Source organism: uncultured Veillonella sp. (genome assembly GCF_963543145.1).
In the GTDB taxonomy this organism is placed as follows: Bacteria; Bacillota; Negativicutes; order Veillonellales; family Veillonellaceae; genus Veillonella.
Genome location: NZ_CAUTZP010000012.1, coordinates 40040 through 59331, shown reverse-complemented (window position 1 = coordinate 59331; position 19292 = coordinate 40040). Strand labels below are relative to the sequence as shown.

Here is a 19292-nt window from a genome sequence, read left to right as displayed (position 1 = left end):
AATTTTATCAGTAATAAAAAAAACTGTCAACCAAAAGGGTTGACAGTTTTTAATTTTCATGCTTTGTTCATCTAACAATAAAAAGAATATATTAGTTACCTTTTTGTTTTAACAATTTCGCTCCAGCAATACCAGGACGAGTCATTTCTTTAGGAGAAAGAATATGATTGATTTCGTCTTCATTCAATAAACCTTGCTCTAAGATGATATCGCGGATAGCACGACCGCTTTCATAAGCCTCTTTAGCCAAGGCAGATGCTGTTTCATAACCAAGGTGTGGTAACAATGCTGTTACAATACCTACGGAACGATTCAACCAGTATTCGCATTGTTCACGGTCTACTTCAAGATCCACAAGCAATTTATCTACGAATGTATTTACACCGTTTTTGAGGTAGCAAAGGTTATTGAACAAGTTGTAAGCCAATACAGGTCCCATTACGTTCAATTCAAGTTGACCATTTTCTACAGCCAATGTAATAGTAGTATCATTACCGATAACCTGATAACATACTTGGTTCAATACTTCGGCGATAACAGGGTTAACTTTACCAGGCATGATGGAGGAACCAGGTTGGCGTGCAGGTAATTTCAATTCCCCAATGCCGCAACGAGGGCCAGACGCCATCAAACGGAAGTCATTTGCCATCTTAATCAATACAAGGGCCGTTACTTTCAAGCTGCTAGAAATATCAGCAAATACGTCTGTATTATTTGTAGCGTCAATTAAGTTTTCAGCGGTGTAGAACGGTTCGCCTACCACTTCGCTAAGTTCATATGCTACATCATGAATGTAGCTAGGTTCAGCGTTAAGACCAGTACCAACTGCAGTGGCACCCATGTTGATTACGTGGGCACCTTCAACGGCAGATTTGATGCGTTTAATGCCACGACGTATACCAGATGCATAAGCACCCATTTCTTGACCCAATGTAATTGGCACCGCATCCTGTAAGTGAGTACGGCCCATTTTCAAGATTTCGCTATATTCTTCAGCCTTTTTCTCGAGCTCATCAACGAGACGTTGCAAGGCTTCAAGTAAAGGTTTAGATTTAATAATAGCACACACTTTAGCAGCTGTAGGGAACACATCGTTTGTGGATTGCGCCATGTTACAGTGGTTGTTGGGGCTTACGATATCGTAGCTCCCTTTTGGATGACCTAAAATTTCACAAGCCCGGTTAGCCAATACTTCGTTCATATTCATGTTTACAGAAGTACCTGCACCACCTTGAATTGGGTCAACTGGGAACTGATCAGCAAATTTACCGGCAATAACTTCATCAGCTGCTTGAACGATTGCTTTACCAATAGATATATTGAGACGATCTTTTTTCATGTTAGCCAAAGCAGATGCTTTTTTTACCATCGCCATAGCTTTAATAAAGTCTTGATCCAAATGTTTTCCTGTAATATGGAAGTTTTCTAAGGCACGAATAGTTTGTACACCATAATATAGCTCATCTGCTACTTCTAACTCACCTAGGAAATCATGTTCTTTTCTCATATTAGATCCTCTTTCCACTATTTCATATATAAAATGATAGTTTAATGAAATGGTTTTATCTTATGGGCTCATTATAGCATGTATTTTGTATACATAAAAGTTATTTCATGTATTCTGTACAAACAATATTCTATACAATATATTATTTACTAAATAATTCTTTTTTTGCAAATATTTTCATATTTATCAAAATCATCATTTTATCATTGATTGGTTTAATTATTACACACCCTATAGTACAATAATATAAACTATGTAAGTAAGGAGTAACTATGATTAATAATCACATGCTGCGCATAGGTGCGCTTTTTTTATTGACCGTACTGAGTTACGGCTTCTATAACGCCTATCTACCCATAACAGACCCAGTAGAATCTAACTATGTATTATCTGCTATTACAATGATAAAACATAACTCATGGATATCACCTATGATATATGATCAAGTCTGGTATGATAAACCGCCTCTCACCTATTGGGCACTCATGATAACGTACAAGCTATTTGGCATATCTGACTTTACATCGCGGATACCGAATACGCTTATTGCCGGTGGCAGTGTAGCACTTATGTATCATCTTGTATATCGCATTAAAGAATCTAAGCATATAGCTATTATGAGTGCGCTGATTTTATTTAGTGCCTTACAGTTTTGGTACATTTCACACGCAGTCATAACTGATGGCTTTCTCTTTTTCTTTTCATTAGCCATCTTTGGCTATTCCTATCTAGCTTTCACAAAAAAAGATGCAAATTTCATGGTAAAAGCCTACGGAGCAGCAGCTTTAGCCGTTGTCACTAAAGGCCCTGTTGGTATTGTTTTACCGGGCTTAATTCTATGCTTATTCGTTGCCATGCGATGGTTCAGCCAAAAAGATAATAATAATTACACACTAACTGAAGATATTAAATTACTTTTTAACCCATTAGGAATTTTACTATTTATAGTTCTTGCCAGTCCTTGGTATATTGCTATGTACTCAATTCACGGTCAAGAATTTATATCAGGATTCTTAGGCCTTCACAATATGGAGCGAGCACTAGTTTCTGAACATCCAAAATTCAATGTTTGGTATTATTACTTAATCATTGTCCCCATTGCACTTTTACCTTGGACACCATCAGTTATTTACCAACTCAAAAATATTAAATGGAAAGAAAATTTTTATCTTCTTGGGGCTATCTGGTTTATAGTGATTGTATTATTTTATTCTCTCGTAGCGACTAAGTATATAACCTATACTTTACCAGCAATAATCCCTTGTATTATCTGGGGAGCTGAGGCTATTACAAATAGCTTTCACAATAAGAGTACTAGTTTTAAATATATTGTTACCATTCCATTAGCAATATATGTTCTCTTATTCCTAGTAGCCAGCATAGTAACGCCTGAATTAAATCCAGTACCATTAATCGTTGCATTAATATTAATTGTGTTATTTACGTTATTAGCAAAACAATATAACAACAATAAGTTACCACTATCAATTTATTTAACTACACCTTTAACCATTTTATATACTGCAATCACTATAACTGTAACTCCTATTTTATTTGATCAATCCGGTCTTCAATTCAAACCATATATCGAATCAAATACACACCCTACCTATATATACGGTACATACTATACATCAATTTTGTATTATACCGAAGATACACCAACACAAGTATTTGTACATACTACAGATAACCCTCTATGGACAGCAGGCAAAACATTAATGCCAACCATAACAGTAGAAGAGTTTGAAAAAAGAGTATCCATAGAAAAAGGTGCTATCATTATTGTGCCAAATAAATATATCAAAGAATTTACTAGTTCTCCGACCAATATAATAGCAACAGAAGTTGGTAAAAGCGGAGCAGCTAGAATTTATCAAATTCATTAACCACCGATTTGATGTAGCTATATTAGTTTAATACTATATTGTTATCTTTAGGTAATTATAATTTTTACGTACTATTATGTACATTCATGACAATCTATACCATTTAATGGTAAACAAAAAAGGCGTACCCAAAGGTACGCCTTTTATTATGGCTAGAATTATTTCAATTCTACAGTTGCGCCAGCTTCTTCCAATTGAGCTTTCAAAGCTTCAGCTGCTTCAGTAGCTACGCCTTCTTTTACAGGTGCAGGAGCGCCGTCAACGATAGCTTTAGCTTCTTTCAAGCCAAGACCAGTTGCTTCACGAACAACTTTGATTACGTTAATTTTGGATGCGCCAGCATCTTTCAAGATTACGTCGAAGGAATCTTTAGCAGCGCCGCCTTCAGCACCACCAGCAGCTGCTACAGCTACAGGAGCTGCTGCAGTTACGCCAAATTCTTCTTCAATTGCTTTTACAAGATCATTAAGTTCAAGAATAGTTGCTTCTTTCAATTCAGCAACGATGTTTTCAATGTTCAATGCCATTTTAGTTTTCCTCCATAAAATAGTTTATTGTATCAGTCTTAAGCGACCAATTGATAATGCACAGAAATTATTATTCTGCAGCTTCTGCAGGTTGAGCGTCTGCAACAGCTTTGACAGCGTATGCAACGTTGCGAACAGGAGCTTGCAATACGGAAAGCAACATGGAAAGCATGCCTTCGCGGTTTGGAAGACTTGCAATTGCTTTAATACCAGCAGCATCCATAACTTCGCCTTCAACGATACCAGCTTTAACTGTTACAACTTCTTTCTCAGTATTTTTAATGAATTGTTCGATTACACGAGCAGGTGCAACAGCATCTTCTTTAGAAGTAGCCAATGCAGTTGGACCTTCTAAATGCTCAGCGAAACCTTCAAGATTCAATTCATTTGCAGCAATGCGAGTCAAAGTATTTTTGATTACTTTGTATTCAACACCTTCAGCCAACATTTTGCGGCGAAGATCAGTTGCTTGTGCAACAGTCAAACCAGTGTAACCAATCAATACAGCGCCTTTTGCTTCAGAAAGAGTTTCTTTCATTTGAGCAACGATTGCTTTCTTTTGTTCAGTGACAGCCATTAGATTACCTCCTTGTAGATTTTTTGGTGCTCTATGTACTATCTTAGCGTAAAAAACGACCTCATCGCACGCGATGAGGTCGAACTAGTCCTAGATTGTTCTAGTGTCAGCCTCAGCGGGCGGATTTTCATCCATTATACATACCAGCCGTCTACAGCTAAGAGACATATGTAATTATTGCTCTTTGGAAACGTTGCTCAATTTGAACACGTTCAAAGGCACACCAGGGCCCATTGTAGCGGATAAGGTTACAGATTTAATGTATTGACCTTTAGCTGCTACAGGTTTAGCCTTGATAATAGTATCAACGATTGTACGGTAGTTGTCAAGTAATTTTTCTTCATCGAAGGACGCTTTACCGATGGAGCAAGAGACAATACCTGCTTTATCAGTACGGTATTCGATTTTACCAGCTTTGATTTCGTTTACTGCACGAGCAACATCTGGAGTTACTGTACCAACTTTAGGGTTTGGCATCAAGCCTTTAGGACCCAAGATTTTACCAAGACGGCCAACTTGACCCATCATGTCTGGTGTAGCAACTACTACGTCGAAGTCGCTCCAACCACCTTGGATTTTAGCTACTAACTCTTCAGAACCTACGAAATCTGCACCAGCTTCTTCAGCTGCTTTAATGTTGTCGCCTTTTGCAAATACAAGAACGCGTTTAGTTTTGCCAGTACCATGAGGCAATACTACTGCACCACGAACTTGTTGATCAGCGTATTTAGGGTCGACATTCAAGTTGAAAGCGATTTCAACTGTTTCATCGAAATTTGCAGTTGCAGTTTTCTTAACCAACTCGATTGCTTCTACTGGTTCGTAGAACTTACCAGCTTCAATAAGTTTTACTGCTTCAGCGTATTTCTTACCTATTTTTGCCATTATAATATCCTCCTTATGTGGTCAAACGGGAATTCCCTCCCACCGATTTGCGCCTTATGCGCAAGTCGTACGCTTATTAGTCAACGATTTCAATGCCCATGCTGCGAGCAGTACCTTCTACCATGCGCATACCTTGTTCTACGGTATTAGCATTCAAGTCAGGCATTTTCAATTCAGCAATTTCACGAACTTTATCGCGACCTACTTTTGCTACTTTATCACGGTTAGGTACACCAGAACCTTTTGGAATACCTGCAGCTTTTTTCAACAATACTGCAGCTGGTGGAGTCTTAGTGATGAAGTCGAAGCTACGATCTTCATATACGTTAATAACTACTGGGATAATTAAGCCAGCTTGTTTAGCAGTACGTTCGTTGAATTCTTTTGTGAAAGCAACGATGTTAACACCTGCTTGACCTAGTGCAGGACCAACTGGTGGTGCTGGAGTAGCTTTAGCGGCTTCAATTTGTAGTTTTACTTGTTTAACTAATTTCTTAGCCATGGGTAATTAAACCTCCTATGCTTATACTGTGGTGGTAACGGATATACATCCTCCCACTGGCAACCAAAATCGATTGCTCTTTTTAGAGTCATAATTTATATATTAAAGAGTTTTCTCAATTTGAGAGAACTCTACCTCTACCTCGGTATCTCGGTTGAACATCTCTACATTTAGTTTCAATGTTCCTTTTTCAGGGTTAAGTTCGGTAATAACACCTAGTTTATCTTCAAAGGCCCCGGACGTAATGCGTACCGTTTCACCAACTTCTACGTCGACGTTGATGGTTGGTTTCTTATCCAAGCCCTGAGACTTAAGTATATGTTCTACTTCGGAATCAGAAAGTGGAACTGGTTTAGTGGCAGAACCAACGAAACCTGTTACACCTGGCGTGTTGCGCACAACATACCAAGAGCGGTCGTTAACTTCCATTTCAACCAATACGTACCCAGGAAATATTTTACGTTTTACTACTTTTTTAACCCCATCTTTTTCATCTATTTCATCTTCAAGAGGCACTAGAATTCGACTAATCACATCTTGTAACCCCATAGATTGAACCTTAAGTTCTAAAGTGGTTTTAACTTTATTTTCGTAGCCTGAATAGGTATGAATTACATACCACTTCTTATCTGCTTCCATGAAATGGCCCCCTATCCAACAATCCGCAACAACATATTAATAAGTTGAGCAAAAATCGCATCAAACACATAAATGAGTAAAGCAACAAATATAGTTACCAAAAATACTACAATTGTGTAATTGATGAGCTCTTTTCTTGTTGGCCAGACTACTTTTTTCAGTTCAGCCTTTACACCGCGGAAGAATTTACCAAATCCGCCACGTTGTTGTACTGCTGAGTTAGACTTTGCCATTTGTTCACATCCTCAAATCAACAGGTAATGAATGATAAGAATTATTTTGTTTCACGGTGTAATGTATGTTTACCGCAGAATTTGCAATATTTCATCATTTCAATACGATCAGGATTGTTCTTTTTGTTCTTGTTCGTTTGATAGTTACGTTGTTTGCAATCTGTGCAAGCTAAAGTAATGGCATTACGCATCCGGACACACCTCGCTTTATATTTACTAAATCTGTCTCTTGTACTCGAAAACGCTCGACTACATACTAAAGAAATATATCATACGTAGCAAGCGATGTCAAGATTTTAAGCAACTCAAAAAAGCCAGGCAACGATGCCTGACATGGATAGTATAACAGACAATGGCGCCCCTTGTCTACCCAAAGAACGCCATGTCATGTCAGCTTATAGTTACCTTATATTTCTTTATTATAGTTAATATTATCTCTAGACATTTACTATTACTTCTAGATATTTACTACTACGGCTTCGTTTATTACTGTTTCCTTGTGAAAGTTACTTTCACGATTTGCCAGAAGAAGGCCAGTGCCCCCAATATCATTATGGTATCGCCAACCATACGAAGCCAACGTAAATTTTGTAACAATGGTTGTTGCATAAACTCTTCGCTACGAGCGAACCATAAGCCTTGTGTAACACTTGCCCAACTTTGAATCAAGCCGATTGGCAATAGGCTGATAAGAACCATTAAAGCAAGGCCCCAGTTCAACGCCCAGAAGCCGAATTTCATCAATTTATCGTTGAACTCCACCTCAGGACGAATATAACGAGCGATGAGGAATACAAAGCCTAAACTCAAGAACCCATATACACCGAACAATGCCGTATGAGCATGAACAGCCGTGGTATTTAGACCTTGAATGTAGAATAAAGAAACCGGCATATTGATTAAGAAGCCGAAGATACCGGCCCCTACAAAGTTCCAGAACGCCACAGCAATAAAGCAATATACAGGCCATTTTAATCGATGCATCCACGGTGCACTATGTAGGCGTGTATAATTTTCAAACGCTTCATAACCTAAGAGTACAAGAGGTACGACTTCCAATGCGGAGAAAGATGCCCCTGTAGCTACGATAGTCGATGTAACACCGGTGAAATAAAGATGATGGAATGTGCCCGGGATACCACCGATAAGGTAAATGGCACCGGACGAAATCGCTGCTACGGTACCTGTACGATAGGACACGAGACCAAGAGTTACGAAGATAAAAGCCATCAAAGTAGTAGAGAACACTTCAAAGAATCCTTCTACCCAAAGGTGAATAACCCACCAGCGCCAGTATTCCATGATTGCCAAGTGGCTGTGTTCCCCGTAGAAGAGACCTGGTCCATAGAAAATGCCGACCATCACAACGGAGAAAATAAATGCAGCAATGAGGTTTTTATCCCCTTTATTTTTGAAAGCACCAATGATGCTACGCACCATAAGTACAAGCCAAAATAGAATACCGATATATTCGATCCATTGCCATACGCGCCCCAACTCGATAAACTCATACCCTTGGTGACCCAAGTAAAAGTTTAAGGACGCTGGAATCTCATGAGCAATACCTAAATATGTACCCGTAAAGGATCCCACTACTAATACGACAAGTGCCCAGAACAAAATGTCCACGCCCAATTTTTGGAACTTAGGATCTTTGCCGCCATTAATAATCGGTGCCAAAAATAAACCGGCACTCAAGAATGCCATCGCAATCCAGAACAATGAGGCTTGAATATGCCATGTACGAGCAATGGAGTATGGGAAATATTGCGCCAACGGAATGCCATAGAAAGCTTGACCCTCTACAGTGTAATGTGCAATGATACCACCCATACCAAGTTGTAGTAAAAATAAAGCCAAAATTGTAAACAAATATTTCCCCAAAGACCGTTGAGACGGTGTGAGATTCAATTTGGAAATCGGATCTTCCGCAGGCGGGGTCAATTCATGTTCATCTCTTTTACGACCAAATGCCCACATCCATACAACAATACCAATACCACAAAGTAAAATAATAACACTCACAACAGACCAAACTACGCTTTCCGGTGTCGGATTTTGATCTAATAGTGGCTCATGAGGCCAGTTGTTGGTGTATGTAGCATCTGTACCAGGACGCTGAGTAGATGCCATCCACGTAGTCCAGAAGAAGAAGCGTGCCATATCAATACGATCTTTTAGTTCCGGCAACGTATTATCCTTCATAGCAAAATGCTCGCGCGTTTCGGACAACTTAGGATTATCACCATAAAGCTCAACAAAATATTGTCCTGCTATATTCATAGCTGCAATACGTTCTGGAGAAAGCACTACAGTTCCATCTTCCCGAACGGCACTATTGAAGTACTCCGCTTTAACCGCTTCTTTAACAGCCGCCTTCTGCACAGCACCTAATTGGTCATAGAGAACACCAAAAGCTTGTTGCGACTTGATATCAAGCATTACGGACACTTCTTTATGCAACCAATCAGCTGTCCAATCCGGAGCTTGATATGCACCATGTCCCAATACAGTTCCTACAGATTGACCACCTGTAGATTGCCAAGCCGATTGACCATGTAAGATATCTTCTTTAGTGAACAAGACCTGTCCATCTTGAGATACATACGCAGTCGGTACCGGTGGCGCTTGATGATACACATCAGTACCCAGATAGCCAAGAATAGAAAAACCGATAATAAGAACTGCTACCACGGCTATCCAATACTTTTTGTATTCACCCATCACATTACCTCCTTTTCTATAAAAGCACAAAAGGAGAGCCTATTCTCTCCTTATATATATAATACATCTATTTGATAGATAAGATAGTATCTGAAGTCACAATATATTAAGTTTTTCTCATTTTGTATCAATATATCGCCTAAGTAATCCTGTGATCTTAATTATCTCTGCAGACTTAATCATCACACAAAACACAAAAAAGGACCCATTGGGTCCCTTTTGCAGAATCTATGATTCAGTTATTGTACTCAACGCATCACTACGATGAGCATAAAAGGTTAAATTAACCTTCGATTTCAGTTACTACGCCAGCGCCTACTGTGTGGCCACCTTCGCGGATCGCGAAACGAAGACCTTCTTCAATAGCGATTGGTGTAATCAATTCAATGTTCATTGTTACGTTATCGCCAGGCATACACATTTCTACACCTTCAGGAAGGTTTACAACACCTGTTACGTCTGTTGTACGGAAGTAGAATTGTGGACGGTAGTTGGAGAAGAATGGAGTATGACGGCCACCTTCTTCTTTAGTCAATACGTAAACTTCTGCTTTGAATTTAGTGTGTGGGTTGATGGAACCTGGTTTAGCCAATACTTGACCACGTTCGATGTCTTTACGGTCAACACCACGAAGCAATGCACCTACGTTGTCACCTGCTACTGCAGAGTCCAAAGTTTTGCGGAACATTTCAAGACCAGTTACTACGTATTGTTCAGCTTTTTCTTTCAAGCCTACAACTTCTACTGTGTCGCCTACGTTTACTTGACCACGTTCAACACGGCCAGTTGCTACTGTACCACGACCAGTGATTGTGAATACGTCTTCCACAGGCATCAAGAAAGGTTTGTCAGTATCACGAACTGGAGTTGGGATGTAGGAATCTACAGCATCCATCAATTCGTCGATTTTAGCTACATATTGAGCATCGCCTTCCAAAGCTTTCAACGCGGAACCTACAACGATAGGTACTTCGTCGCCAGGGAATTCGTAGGAAGAAAGAAGTTCACGAACTTCCATTTCTACCAATTCGATCAATTCTTCGTCGTCAACCATGTCAGCTTTGTTCAAGAATACTACGATTGCAGGAACACCAACTTGGCGAGCCAACAAGATGTGTTCGCGAGTTTGTGGCATAGGGCCGTCAGCTGCGGAACATACCAAGATAGCGCCGTCCATTTGAGCCGCACCAGTGATCATGTTTTTAACATAGTCAGCATGGCCTGGGCAGTCAACGTGTGCATAGTGACGATTAGCAGTTTCATACTCAACGTGTGCAGTGTTGATTGTGATACCACGTTCACGTTCTTCTGGAGCTTTATCGATCATGCTGTAATCTTGGAAGTCAGCTTGGCCTTTTTCAGCCAATACTTTTGTGATTGCAGCAGTCAAAGTAGTTTTACCATGGTCAACGTGACCGATTGTACCGATGTTAACATGCGGTTTCGTACGTTCAAATTTTTCTTTTGCCATTAGGATTGTATCCTCCTTCACAAAAACAAATTACATTCTAGTATTAATATAATATATTAACCCTAATTTATCAATGGAATATAACATTCTCCTAAAATTATTATACCATATATACAAACATACAAAAAAGTCGACAGATACGAAGTATTTCTATCTATCGACTTTATTTTATAAGCAGAAACAAAAAAATCCTCACCAATGTGAGGTTTAATGGTGGCGGCACACGGATTTGAACCGCGGACACACCGGGTATGAACCGATTGCTCTAGCCAACTGAGCTATGCCGCCATGTATGGAGCTAGTGACCGGGATTGAACCGGTGACCTTATCCTTACCAAGGATACGCTCTGCCGACTGAGCTACACCAGCACAATGAACGATCATTTCACTGTGAATATTTGTGGTTGCGGGGACAGGACTTGAACCTGCGACCTTCGGGTTATGAGCCCGACGAGCTACCAACTGCTCCACCCCGCTATAGATGGTGGAGGGAGAAGGATTCGAACCTTCGAAGTCGAAGACGGCAGATTTACAGTCTGCTCCCTTTGGCCGCTCGGGAATCCCTCCATAAATAAAATGGAGCTGGCGATAGGAATTGAACCCACAACCTGCTGATTACAAGTCAGCTGCTCTACCTATTGAGCTACGCCAGCATCATTACGACAAGATGTATTTTATCATCTGTCACACTAAGTGTCAAGAACTTTTTTAAAACTTTTTTCTAAGTTTTCTTCGTTCACTGCGGTATCCCTTAGTGCTTAATCATAATAACATGAAACGATACCCCATGCAAGTATTTTTTCCAAACTTTTTAAACTTCATTTCCTCCTCATTAGCAAATGTATTACCCGTAAAAGATCATAGACACAAACAGCGCATTTGAGCTAGAAACTGGTATACATTCTGTTATACCTTCTACTACACCTAAAATGAGGGCAATTACATATTGTTCCATGATATCCACCTACCTTTTATATGTGGTCGCATCTCATGGCAATATATAATGCCCTCACGATTTAATCAATATAACTCTAATTAATCAATAACCATAACACGCTCAGGTTTAGTGATTGTCACCACCGCATGTTTTGGATCATTATTGTGTTCTAGGTACAATTGATCACCTTCAAGATGTCCACGCCAACCTACAACAATCGGATATGTTTTACTAATAGTTTTTAATAGTTCAAGAGGATTCAAATTTAAAATTGGTGCAAACAACACATTAATACCATCGATAAGAACAACTTCTGTATCACTGCGACTTAATGCACGACGAATTACCTCTTCTGCAAGTTTTGGTCTTTCATCACGAGGTACTAACAAAAATTCTTCTTCAATGAGTTGTTTTGCCTCTAAATACTTCCAACCTTTTTGTTCAGATAGTTCACGAATCAATAAACTTTTACCAGAACCAGGACCACCAACAATAAACAATATACGTTCATCATCACCTTGAATTTGTTCCCAACGTTCTCTTACATCTTGAACAGTAACCATATCCTTTGCCTCCTCGCTGCGACCTACCCTACTTAACTGGACGGTCAGATAACATAACGGATTTGATATATTGGTTTTTTTCATCTAGGGCAAACTGTAAATAAGAATTGCTTGCCGCTGGATTTTTATATTCATATACAGTAGACGTTCCCGAATTCGTTGTAGATTCAACGATACGAGTTGGCATACCGTACACAAAGAGCAATAAATACTTAGTATCGCCCATCGCAATACCCCGACGTGTTGGCGTGTAAATATTTAATAGTACACGGTTGATGAGATTCTGTTTATCTACACTTACGCCGTATTCATTATAGCCAATGAACGCAGAGCCGAAGAGCATGCCCTGATGTTTCCAGTCATTATTAGAATCGTTGATGAAATGATCATTTAGCTGTAAGCCACGCAATACGAAATCGTCAGCAGTCAATTTACCCGCTTCGAAATCATATACTGGTGCTTTTGGTAAACCAAATCTAGGCCATACTTGACCACTAATCATATCAACAGCCTCTACATTGCTTTGTTTAATAGTAAAAGCAATATATTCCTTTTGTTGACCAAGCATAGATTGTTGTTGACTATTATTATTTGTATTCTCTATAGGACTCTTAAAATCCTTTTTTTGTGGCCATGAATTTTCAGAATGACCTTCATAGAGGAAAATATATGTCTCATTTTTCTGGTCACGCCACATCGCATTTGGACTGCCATAGGCAAATACCAATTCCATACGCGTGCTACCAGGGCCAATATCACGTACAGTATTAACGCCTTTTTTCGTACTGTGAATATTAGTAATAGTATTTGGCTCAAAGAAATACGTCGCCCCTTGACCGCGTAATTGATTATTCACCAATCGATCCATAGAAGGGCCCGTATATACGGTTACGGCAAGATCTTTCATATGATACGTAGTAAAGTTCTCGCGCACCTCTGTCTTTTCTACATCTTTAGGCACTACAAATTTGTCGCCTAGGCGATAGCCAGCAATAGCGTAGTCATCCTCAGAACCTAAGGATGGCAAATTGTTAGCTGTATAAGACTTACCAATATCTGCTAGATTATTTTGACTGATGCTCGGCAATGGGCCTTCATTTTCACTAGCTGCTTGCCAGAACTGTATAGAGTCACCAAATTCAGTGACTGCCATTTGTTCCGCTAGCCAACCTGTTTTGGTACGCTCATTTTTAGACGTTGCATCAGGTTTAACGACCTTTATGGGCGCATTACCAAGATAAGCTAAGCTGTCAGCTTCACCAGATGCCTCACCTTGACCAATTGCTGCAGCATCTCGGGCTGCCTCGTTCGTTTCATCAGTAGATTCTACTGCAAAAGGATTAACTGCAGAAATTGCAGACTCTTCTGCATATCCGCTAGTAGTAGCAGATAAGCCTACAAGGAGGGCCGCTACAATACGACTCTTCATAGAATAGTTCATCGATTAGTCTCCAATTGTGCACGCAACCATGTCAGCCAAGGTTCAAGACCATTATGGGCCGTGCAACTTACTTCAAATATCTCTCCATTAGGATTTAAATTACGAATATCTTGTATGGCCTGTTCCTTTTTGAAAGGCACATAGGGCAACAAATCAATCTTATTAATGAGAATGGCTTTAGACTCTTTAAAGATTAATGGATATTTAAGAGGTTTATCTTCCCCCTCAGTAACAGACAAAACCGTTACTTTCATACTTTCACCAATTTCAAATTCCGCAGGACATACTAAATTACCTACATTTTCGATAATGATCATATCAAGATCATCAAGATTTAGATCGCCTAAGGCATCTTGAATCATCTGTGCATCGAGATGACAACCACCAACTGTATTAATTTGAATGACAGGCACACCTAAGGCATGAATTCGTTCTGCATCCTTAGCTGTAAACAAATCACCTTCAATAACAGCTAGACGATAATCTTTTTTTAAATCTTGTAAGGTAGCCTCTAAAAGAGATGTCTTACCAGCCCCTGGAGAACCTAACAGGTTAAATACAAATATATTTTTTTCCTTAAACAACTGTTGTAAGGACGCTGCAATGGCATCGTTTTTTGCCAATACATTAGTTTTAACTTGAACTTGCATGTCCTAACCTTTCTATCAATCGATATCCATGGAGGTCACTTGTAATTCGCGGCCTCCGATGGTTTGTACGAAATGACTGTCACAATAAGGACAGATAAACTTATAGTTTTCTACAGGAAAAGTCTTATCACAATCTAAGCACTTTCCTTCTATGGGAATTATGTTGATGTCAATGCGTGACCCTTCAGCAGGAGTTCCTTTCGTAACGGCCTCCCAACAAAAAAGCAATGAATCTGGCTCAACCCCACTCATAAGACCTAAATCGAGCTGCACAGAGTGGATGACTGTTGCATCGTGTTGACGCAATGTATCAAGAGCCACATCAAGAATGCCCTCAGCTATAGACATCTCATGCATGGTACGCCTCATATACAGCTTCTAGCATCATCGTCGTCGTTACAGAACCAACGCCACCTGGTACAGGTGTAATGGCAGATGCAATATTCTTTACCGCATCATAATCAACATCACCTACCGTTTTACCATCCAACTCATTAATGCCTACATCGATAACTACAGCACCTGGTTTAATCATATCCGCTGTAATCATATGAGCACGACCCGCTGCAGCAATAACGATATCACCACGTTTTACTTGTTCTGCCAAATCAGGGGTTCTAGAATGGCACATTGTAACAGTACCATGTGCACCAAGTGTCATAAGAGCTACCGGCTTACCAATCACTTGGCTACGACCGATTACTACCACATGTTTACCCTCTACAGGAATATCATAGTGGTTTAAAATCGCCATGCACGCCTTGGCAGTACAAGGGGCAAAGCCACCTTTACCGGCAGTTACAAGACCAATATTATACGTAGTTAGACCATCGATATCTTTTTTAGGATCTAGCATATCGATAAGAGCCTCTGTATCAATGTGTTTAGGCATCGGCATTAACGGTAAAATCCCATGAACAGCCGCATCATTATTTAATTCTTGCAATGCTGTAACTACTTCATCCTGTGTAGCCGTTTCAGGTAATTGTTTTAACACAAAGCCATAGCCAAAGTTCTTGGCTGTCTTTTCCATAAATGTAGCGTACATATGAGCACCGTGGTCTTCACCAACGAGTAATACTGCCATAGTAATTACAGAGTCGCCAACTGCTGCAACTTTTTCTTGTAAAATCGCCTTGTGAGCGTCTGCTACTGCTTTACCGCGTAATTCGATCATGTGTATCTCCATTCATTCAAACTATCTATAAAATAAGGTGCCTCCGGAGAGGCACCTAAGTCTCTTATTCTATTATATAACGAACTGTCTATAATTTCTAATTATGACCGAATTCGTTTTATCTACGGAAATGAACAGTAATTGCTGTACCAGCCTGAACAGTTGTACCGCTACTTTCATCTTGAGATGTAGCCGTACCAGTTCCATCCGGTTTAAAGGCAAGTCCCGCCTTATGTAACCAATCACGCACTTCACCATAGGTAAAACCAGTAAAGTTAGGCAATGTAACAGAACCATCACTTCCCGGTTTTGGTTCAGGTAATGTATTAGCAGCTTTAACAGCTACCGGTGTACTTTCTTTAACATACGGACTCATTTGGTAATACCGTACAAGTTGAGATACGATGTCCTTAAATACAGGGGCTACAATTTGACTACCATAATAAGAACCCTTTTGTGGGTCATCAATAACGACAAGAACTACAAATTTTGGATCCTCTACAGGGCCAAAGCCAATAAAGGACGCAATGTATTGTCCGTCGAGATAACCGCCATGTTTGGTATCTAGTTTTTGCGCCGTACCAGTTTTACCGCCGAAGTGATAACCTTCTACCATCGCTTTTGTACCGCCACCTTCGGATACTTCTTTTTCTAGAATATCTACGATGGTTTTAGCAGTTTCCGCAGGAACTGGTTGGCCTACAACAGATGTTTCTGTCGTACTTGTCACATCCCCTTGAGAGTTACTATAGGACTTGATAATATGCGGTTTCATCATAGCACCGCCATTAGCAAGGGCACCAAAAGCGCGAACCATTTGTAATGGTGTAACCGCAACACCTTGACCAATAGACATAGTCGCAACGTCTAGCTTACTCATATCATCCGGATTATATAAGATACCTTCACCTTCACCAGGTAATTCAATACCTGTTTCAGAGCCAAAGCCATAATCACGTATATATTTCGAGAGAATATCTGCACCTGTTAATGTACCAATTTCAGCCATACCAGTATTAATAGAGTACTTCAAAATATCTAGCAAACGAACAGGACCATATCCCTCACCATTCCAGTTTCTAATGATATGTCCATTGGCAGCGAAGGCCCCTTTATCGTTATACACAGTCTCTAACTTCCATTTACCTGACGCAAGGGCTGCAGATGCAATGATAGGTTTGAATGTAGAACCCGGTTCATATAGATTCGTAACTGCAATATTTTTGAAAGCTTCTTCACCACTTTTATTATAGTTATTAGGATCATAACTTGGACGATTTGCCATAGCTAGAATTTCACCAGTTTTGGGATCCATGACGATAACGCTGGCATGTTTAGCGCCCGTATCTTCCATCGCTTTATCAAGGGCACGTTCCGCAATAAATTGAATAGTCGCATCAATCGTTAAGGTTACACTTTTACCCTTATCAGGCAAGAATTTAGACAATACAGAGCCAAAAATCGCATTACCTTTATTATCTGTAGCAACGATTTCTTGTTGTACACCGCCCTTTAATTCATCATCAAGAACCATTTCAAGGCCATCAAGGCCCTTATCATCAGTGCCGACAAAGCCTAACACTTGAGCTGCTAGTACGCCATTTGGATAGTAGCGCTTAGACTCCTCTACAAAGTTGAGACCTACAATGTGATTGTCCTTAATAACTTGTTGAACCGCTTTAGATTTATCGGCATCCATCATGCGATTTATCCATACAAAAGCCGTATCCTCTTGCAAGGCTTTTACAATATTCTCTTTGGACATCGTTACATAGGGTGATATGAGATCTGCAATCTCTTGAGGAGACTGTTTAATCATCTTCGGATCTGCATATAAAGATTTTGTAACTACACTCATGGCCAAAGGCTTACCATTACGGTCATAGATTGTACCGCGTGGGGATTGTAATTTTCTATCCACCTGTACTTGTAATAAGTTTTTCTTCTCTAGGTCAAAGGTATCAAAGACCTGTAACTGTGCTAAACGACCGACAAGGACGAAAGCAACCGTCATGAGTATGGCAAGACACCATGTAGTGCGATTCCAATCACTCATACGTAATAACGCTTTATTTAATAACTTCATCATTTCTCCACTGGACGGCATAACTTATGGTCTAATGCGTGATATAGCGCATCTGGTTCATTAGGGATGACTCCATTTTGTACCTGACCTAATAAATATTGCAATCCTTCCCCTACTTGATTCCCTGCGAGTTCAAGAACCCTTTTATCATACCGCAAATCCTTTGTATGTACAGGCATTTCCAAACTAAGATCGGCCATACACGCTCCAAAGGCTAACGTTCCATCAGTTGATGCATAGGGCTTCCCACAACCTAATACATCGGCAGCACAAACCTTGGCTAATTGCTCCCATGCAGTTCGCATGATTTGGCTATCCCGAAACTCACCGCTACGAGCCTCTTTGCGAAGCCATTTCTTTTCATTGGCTTCGCCATTTTGTACAAAATAGTGAAAGCGCATATGATTTTTTACAATCCAAGCTACTCGATGCACAAATGCTTTTGGGTAGCCCAAGCGGGTAAGCAACTTCTCAGTCATCTCAGCACCTAATGTATCATGGCCACGATCCGTCAACCGACCGTTAATAACAGCTCGTACCGTAGGCATCCCCTTTGCTACATCGTGTAACAATGCGCCCCAACGCAATATCAAATCCGGTTCTGTATGAGATACAACGGCTAATGTATGATACCAACCATCAAATTCATGAAAGTCTCTTTCTTGTGGTAAATTCACAAGATGATATAGCTCTGGTAAAATAGGCACTTCACGAGCCACACCATTTTCTACGACGCGACAAGAACACTCTGCCAACCGAGATTGTACCAATACATCTAATCCTTTAGCCACTGCTGGTTCAAGCATAAGACGATTTATTTCATCTCGAACGCGCTCTAAAGATAATCCAGAGACGCGATGAAAAGCCTTCGGCATAGCTTCTAATAAATCTTTGCTAGGCAAAAAGTCTAGCTTCGCCACAAAACGACAAGCTCTAAAGAGACGCAATGCATCCTCTTCAAAACGTTTCTGCGCATCACCAATGGTACGCAATGTCTTATGTTTGATATCGCGGCGTCCACCTACAAGGTCAATGACCTCACCAAAGCGATTCATAGCCATTCCATTTACAGTAAAGTCTCGGCGTAATACATCTTCTTCTAATGTATCGGCATAGGTAATTTCTTCTGGTCGATGACTATCCGCGCCATATCGTTCAGTTCGATACGTTGCAATTTCATATTGCTTCCCCTCTAATGTAGCTACTACTACACCAAAGGATTTTCCTACTAAGTCTGTCGTTTGAATACCTTGTCCCCGTAGAACTTCAATTACCGTATCAGGACGTGCAGACGTCACAATATCAAAATCATGAGGCTTTTGATGCATCAAAATATCGCGCACTGCTCCGCCAATGATATAGGCTTCATAACCTGCTTCTTCTAACACAGTCAATATTCGATTTGCTTGTTCCATCATGCACACTCCTTTCTGAACTAGTCTAACTTTTATTTTACTACAAATGAAAGCATGAAAAAAGTGCAA

18 protein-coding genes and 5 tRNA genes are annotated in these 19292 nt (G+C 40.1%); 1 reads left to right on the top strand and 22 read right to left on the bottom strand.

The window, feature by feature from the left end; genetic code table 11:
* Window positions 1-91: 91 nt before the first annotated feature.
* Complete coding sequence (locus RWZ05_RS06615) at window positions 92-1507, bottom strand: aspartate ammonia-lyase (RefSeq protein WP_314643063.1); 1416 nt, start codon at window positions 1505-1507, stop codon at window positions 92-94.
* 272 nt (window positions 1508-1779) lie between these two features.
* Here RWZ05_RS06615 and RWZ05_RS06610 point away from each other — a divergent pair, with 272 nt between their 5' ends.
* The gene (locus RWZ05_RS06610) at window positions 1780-3396 is read left to right on the top strand and encodes a glycosyltransferase family 39 protein (RefSeq protein ID WP_314643062.1); all 1617 of its coding nucleotides are present in this window, start codon (window positions 1780-1782) and stop codon (window positions 3394-3396) included.
* 158 nt (window positions 3397-3554) lie between these two features.
* On the opposite strand, the gene rplL is transcribed toward RWZ05_RS06610, so the two are convergent.
* The 21 genes from rplL to RWZ05_RS06505 form a co-directional block, all read right to left on the bottom strand.
* Window positions 3555-3923, bottom strand: coding sequence for a 50S ribosomal protein L7/L12 (rplL, locus tag RWZ05_RS06605; protein WP_005385476.1), 369 nt, complete (start codon window positions 3921-3923; stop codon window positions 3555-3557).
* Window positions 3924-3993: 70 nt separating this feature from the next.
* The gene (gene rplJ / locus RWZ05_RS06600) at window positions 3994-4500 is read right to left on the bottom strand and encodes a 50S ribosomal protein L10 (RefSeq protein ID WP_314643061.1); all 507 of its coding nucleotides are present in this window, start codon (window positions 4498-4500) and stop codon (window positions 3994-3996) included.
* Between the two features lie 174 nt (window positions 4501-4674).
* Entirely contained in the window at window positions 4675-5376 is a 702-nt protein-coding gene (rplA, locus tag RWZ05_RS06595; RefSeq protein WP_399554343.1) for a 50S ribosomal protein L1, read from the bottom strand.
* A gap of 85 nt (window positions 5377-5461) precedes the next feature.
* The gene (gene rplK, locus RWZ05_RS06590; protein ID WP_004693535.1) at window positions 5462-5887 is read right to left on the bottom strand and encodes a 50S ribosomal protein L11; all 426 of its coding nucleotides are present in this window, start codon (window positions 5885-5887) and stop codon (window positions 5462-5464) included.
* Between the two features lie 102 nt (window positions 5888-5989).
* Window positions 5990-6526 carry a transcription termination/antitermination protein NusG gene (gene nusG / locus RWZ05_RS06585; RefSeq protein WP_314643059.1) on the bottom strand — a complete coding sequence of 179 codons (537 nt, stop codon included), beginning with the start codon at window positions 6524-6526 and terminating at the stop codon, window positions 5990-5992.
* Between the two features lie 11 nt (window positions 6527-6537).
* Entirely contained in the window at window positions 6538-6759 is a 222-nt protein-coding gene (secE, locus tag RWZ05_RS06580) for a preprotein translocase subunit SecE (RefSeq protein WP_314643057.1), read from the bottom strand.
* Window positions 6760-6800: 41 nt separating this feature from the next.
* Window positions 6801-6950: a 50S ribosomal protein L33 gene (gene rpmG, locus RWZ05_RS06575; protein WP_004693530.1), complete on the bottom strand. Its 150-nt coding sequence runs from the start codon at window positions 6948-6950 to the stop codon at window positions 6801-6803.
* A 295-nt stretch (window positions 6951-7245) separates the two neighbouring features.
* The gene (locus tag RWZ05_RS06570) at window positions 7246-9483 is read right to left on the bottom strand and encodes a nitric-oxide reductase large subunit (RefSeq protein ID WP_314643056.1); all 2238 of its coding nucleotides are present in this window, start codon (window positions 9481-9483) and stop codon (window positions 7246-7248) included.
* 283 nt (window positions 9484-9766) lie between these two features.
* Window positions 9767-10954, bottom strand: coding sequence for an elongation factor Tu (gene tuf / locus RWZ05_RS06565; RefSeq protein ID WP_314643054.1), 1188 nt, complete (start codon window positions 10952-10954; stop codon window positions 9767-9769).
* Between the two features lie 211 nt (window positions 10955-11165).
* Window positions 11166-11242, bottom strand: a tRNA-Met gene (locus tag RWZ05_RS06560).
* Between the two features lie 5 nt (window positions 11243-11247).
* Window positions 11248-11323, bottom strand: a tRNA-Thr gene (locus RWZ05_RS06555).
* Between the two features lie 32 nt (window positions 11324-11355).
* A tRNA-Met gene (locus RWZ05_RS06550) sits at window positions 11356-11431 on the bottom strand.
* 5 nt (window positions 11432-11436) lie between these two features.
* Window positions 11437-11521, bottom strand: a tRNA-Tyr gene (locus tag RWZ05_RS06545).
* 10 nt (window positions 11522-11531) lie between these two features.
* A tRNA-Thr gene (locus tag RWZ05_RS06540) sits at window positions 11532-11607 on the bottom strand.
* Between the two features lie 382 nt (window positions 11608-11989).
* Entirely contained in the window at window positions 11990-12454 is a 465-nt protein-coding gene (brxF, locus tag RWZ05_RS06535) for a BREX-3 system P-loop-containing protein BrxF (RefSeq protein WP_295276044.1), read from the bottom strand.
* Window positions 12455-12482: 28 nt separating this feature from the next.
* Entirely contained in the window at window positions 12483-13895 is a 1413-nt protein-coding gene (locus RWZ05_RS06530; protein ID WP_314643053.1) for a hypothetical protein, read from the bottom strand.
* Window positions 13892-14545 (bottom strand): hydrogenase nickel incorporation protein HypB, encoded by a 654-nt coding sequence (hypB, locus tag RWZ05_RS06525; protein ID WP_314643051.1) that lies wholly within the window; start codon window positions 14543-14545, stop codon window positions 13892-13894. The genes RWZ05_RS06530 and hypB overlap by 4 nt, the downstream gene beginning before the upstream one ends.
* Before the next feature lie 15 nt (window positions 14546-14560).
* Window positions 14561-14902 carry a hydrogenase maturation nickel metallochaperone HypA gene (locus RWZ05_RS06520; protein WP_314643049.1) on the bottom strand — a complete coding sequence of 114 codons (342 nt, stop codon included), beginning with the start codon at window positions 14900-14902 and terminating at the stop codon, window positions 14561-14563.
* Window positions 14895-15722 (bottom strand): bifunctional 5,10-methylenetetrahydrofolate dehydrogenase/5,10-methenyltetrahydrofolate cyclohydrolase, encoded by an 828-nt coding sequence (locus RWZ05_RS06515; RefSeq protein ID WP_314643047.1) that lies wholly within the window; start codon window positions 15720-15722, stop codon window positions 14895-14897. Before RWZ05_RS06515 ends, RWZ05_RS06520 begins: the two co-directional genes overlap by 8 nt.
* A gap of 118 nt (window positions 15723-15840) precedes the next feature.
* Complete coding sequence (locus RWZ05_RS06510) at window positions 15841-17808, bottom strand: penicillin-binding transpeptidase domain-containing protein (RefSeq protein ID WP_314643046.1); 1968 nt, start codon at window positions 17806-17808, stop codon at window positions 15841-15843.
* Complete coding sequence (locus RWZ05_RS06505; RefSeq protein ID WP_314643045.1) at window positions 17808-19226, bottom strand: CCA tRNA nucleotidyltransferase; 1419 nt, start codon at window positions 19224-19226, stop codon at window positions 17808-17810. Before RWZ05_RS06505 ends, RWZ05_RS06510 begins: the two co-directional genes overlap by 1 nt.
* Window positions 19227-19292: the final 66 nt, after the last annotated feature.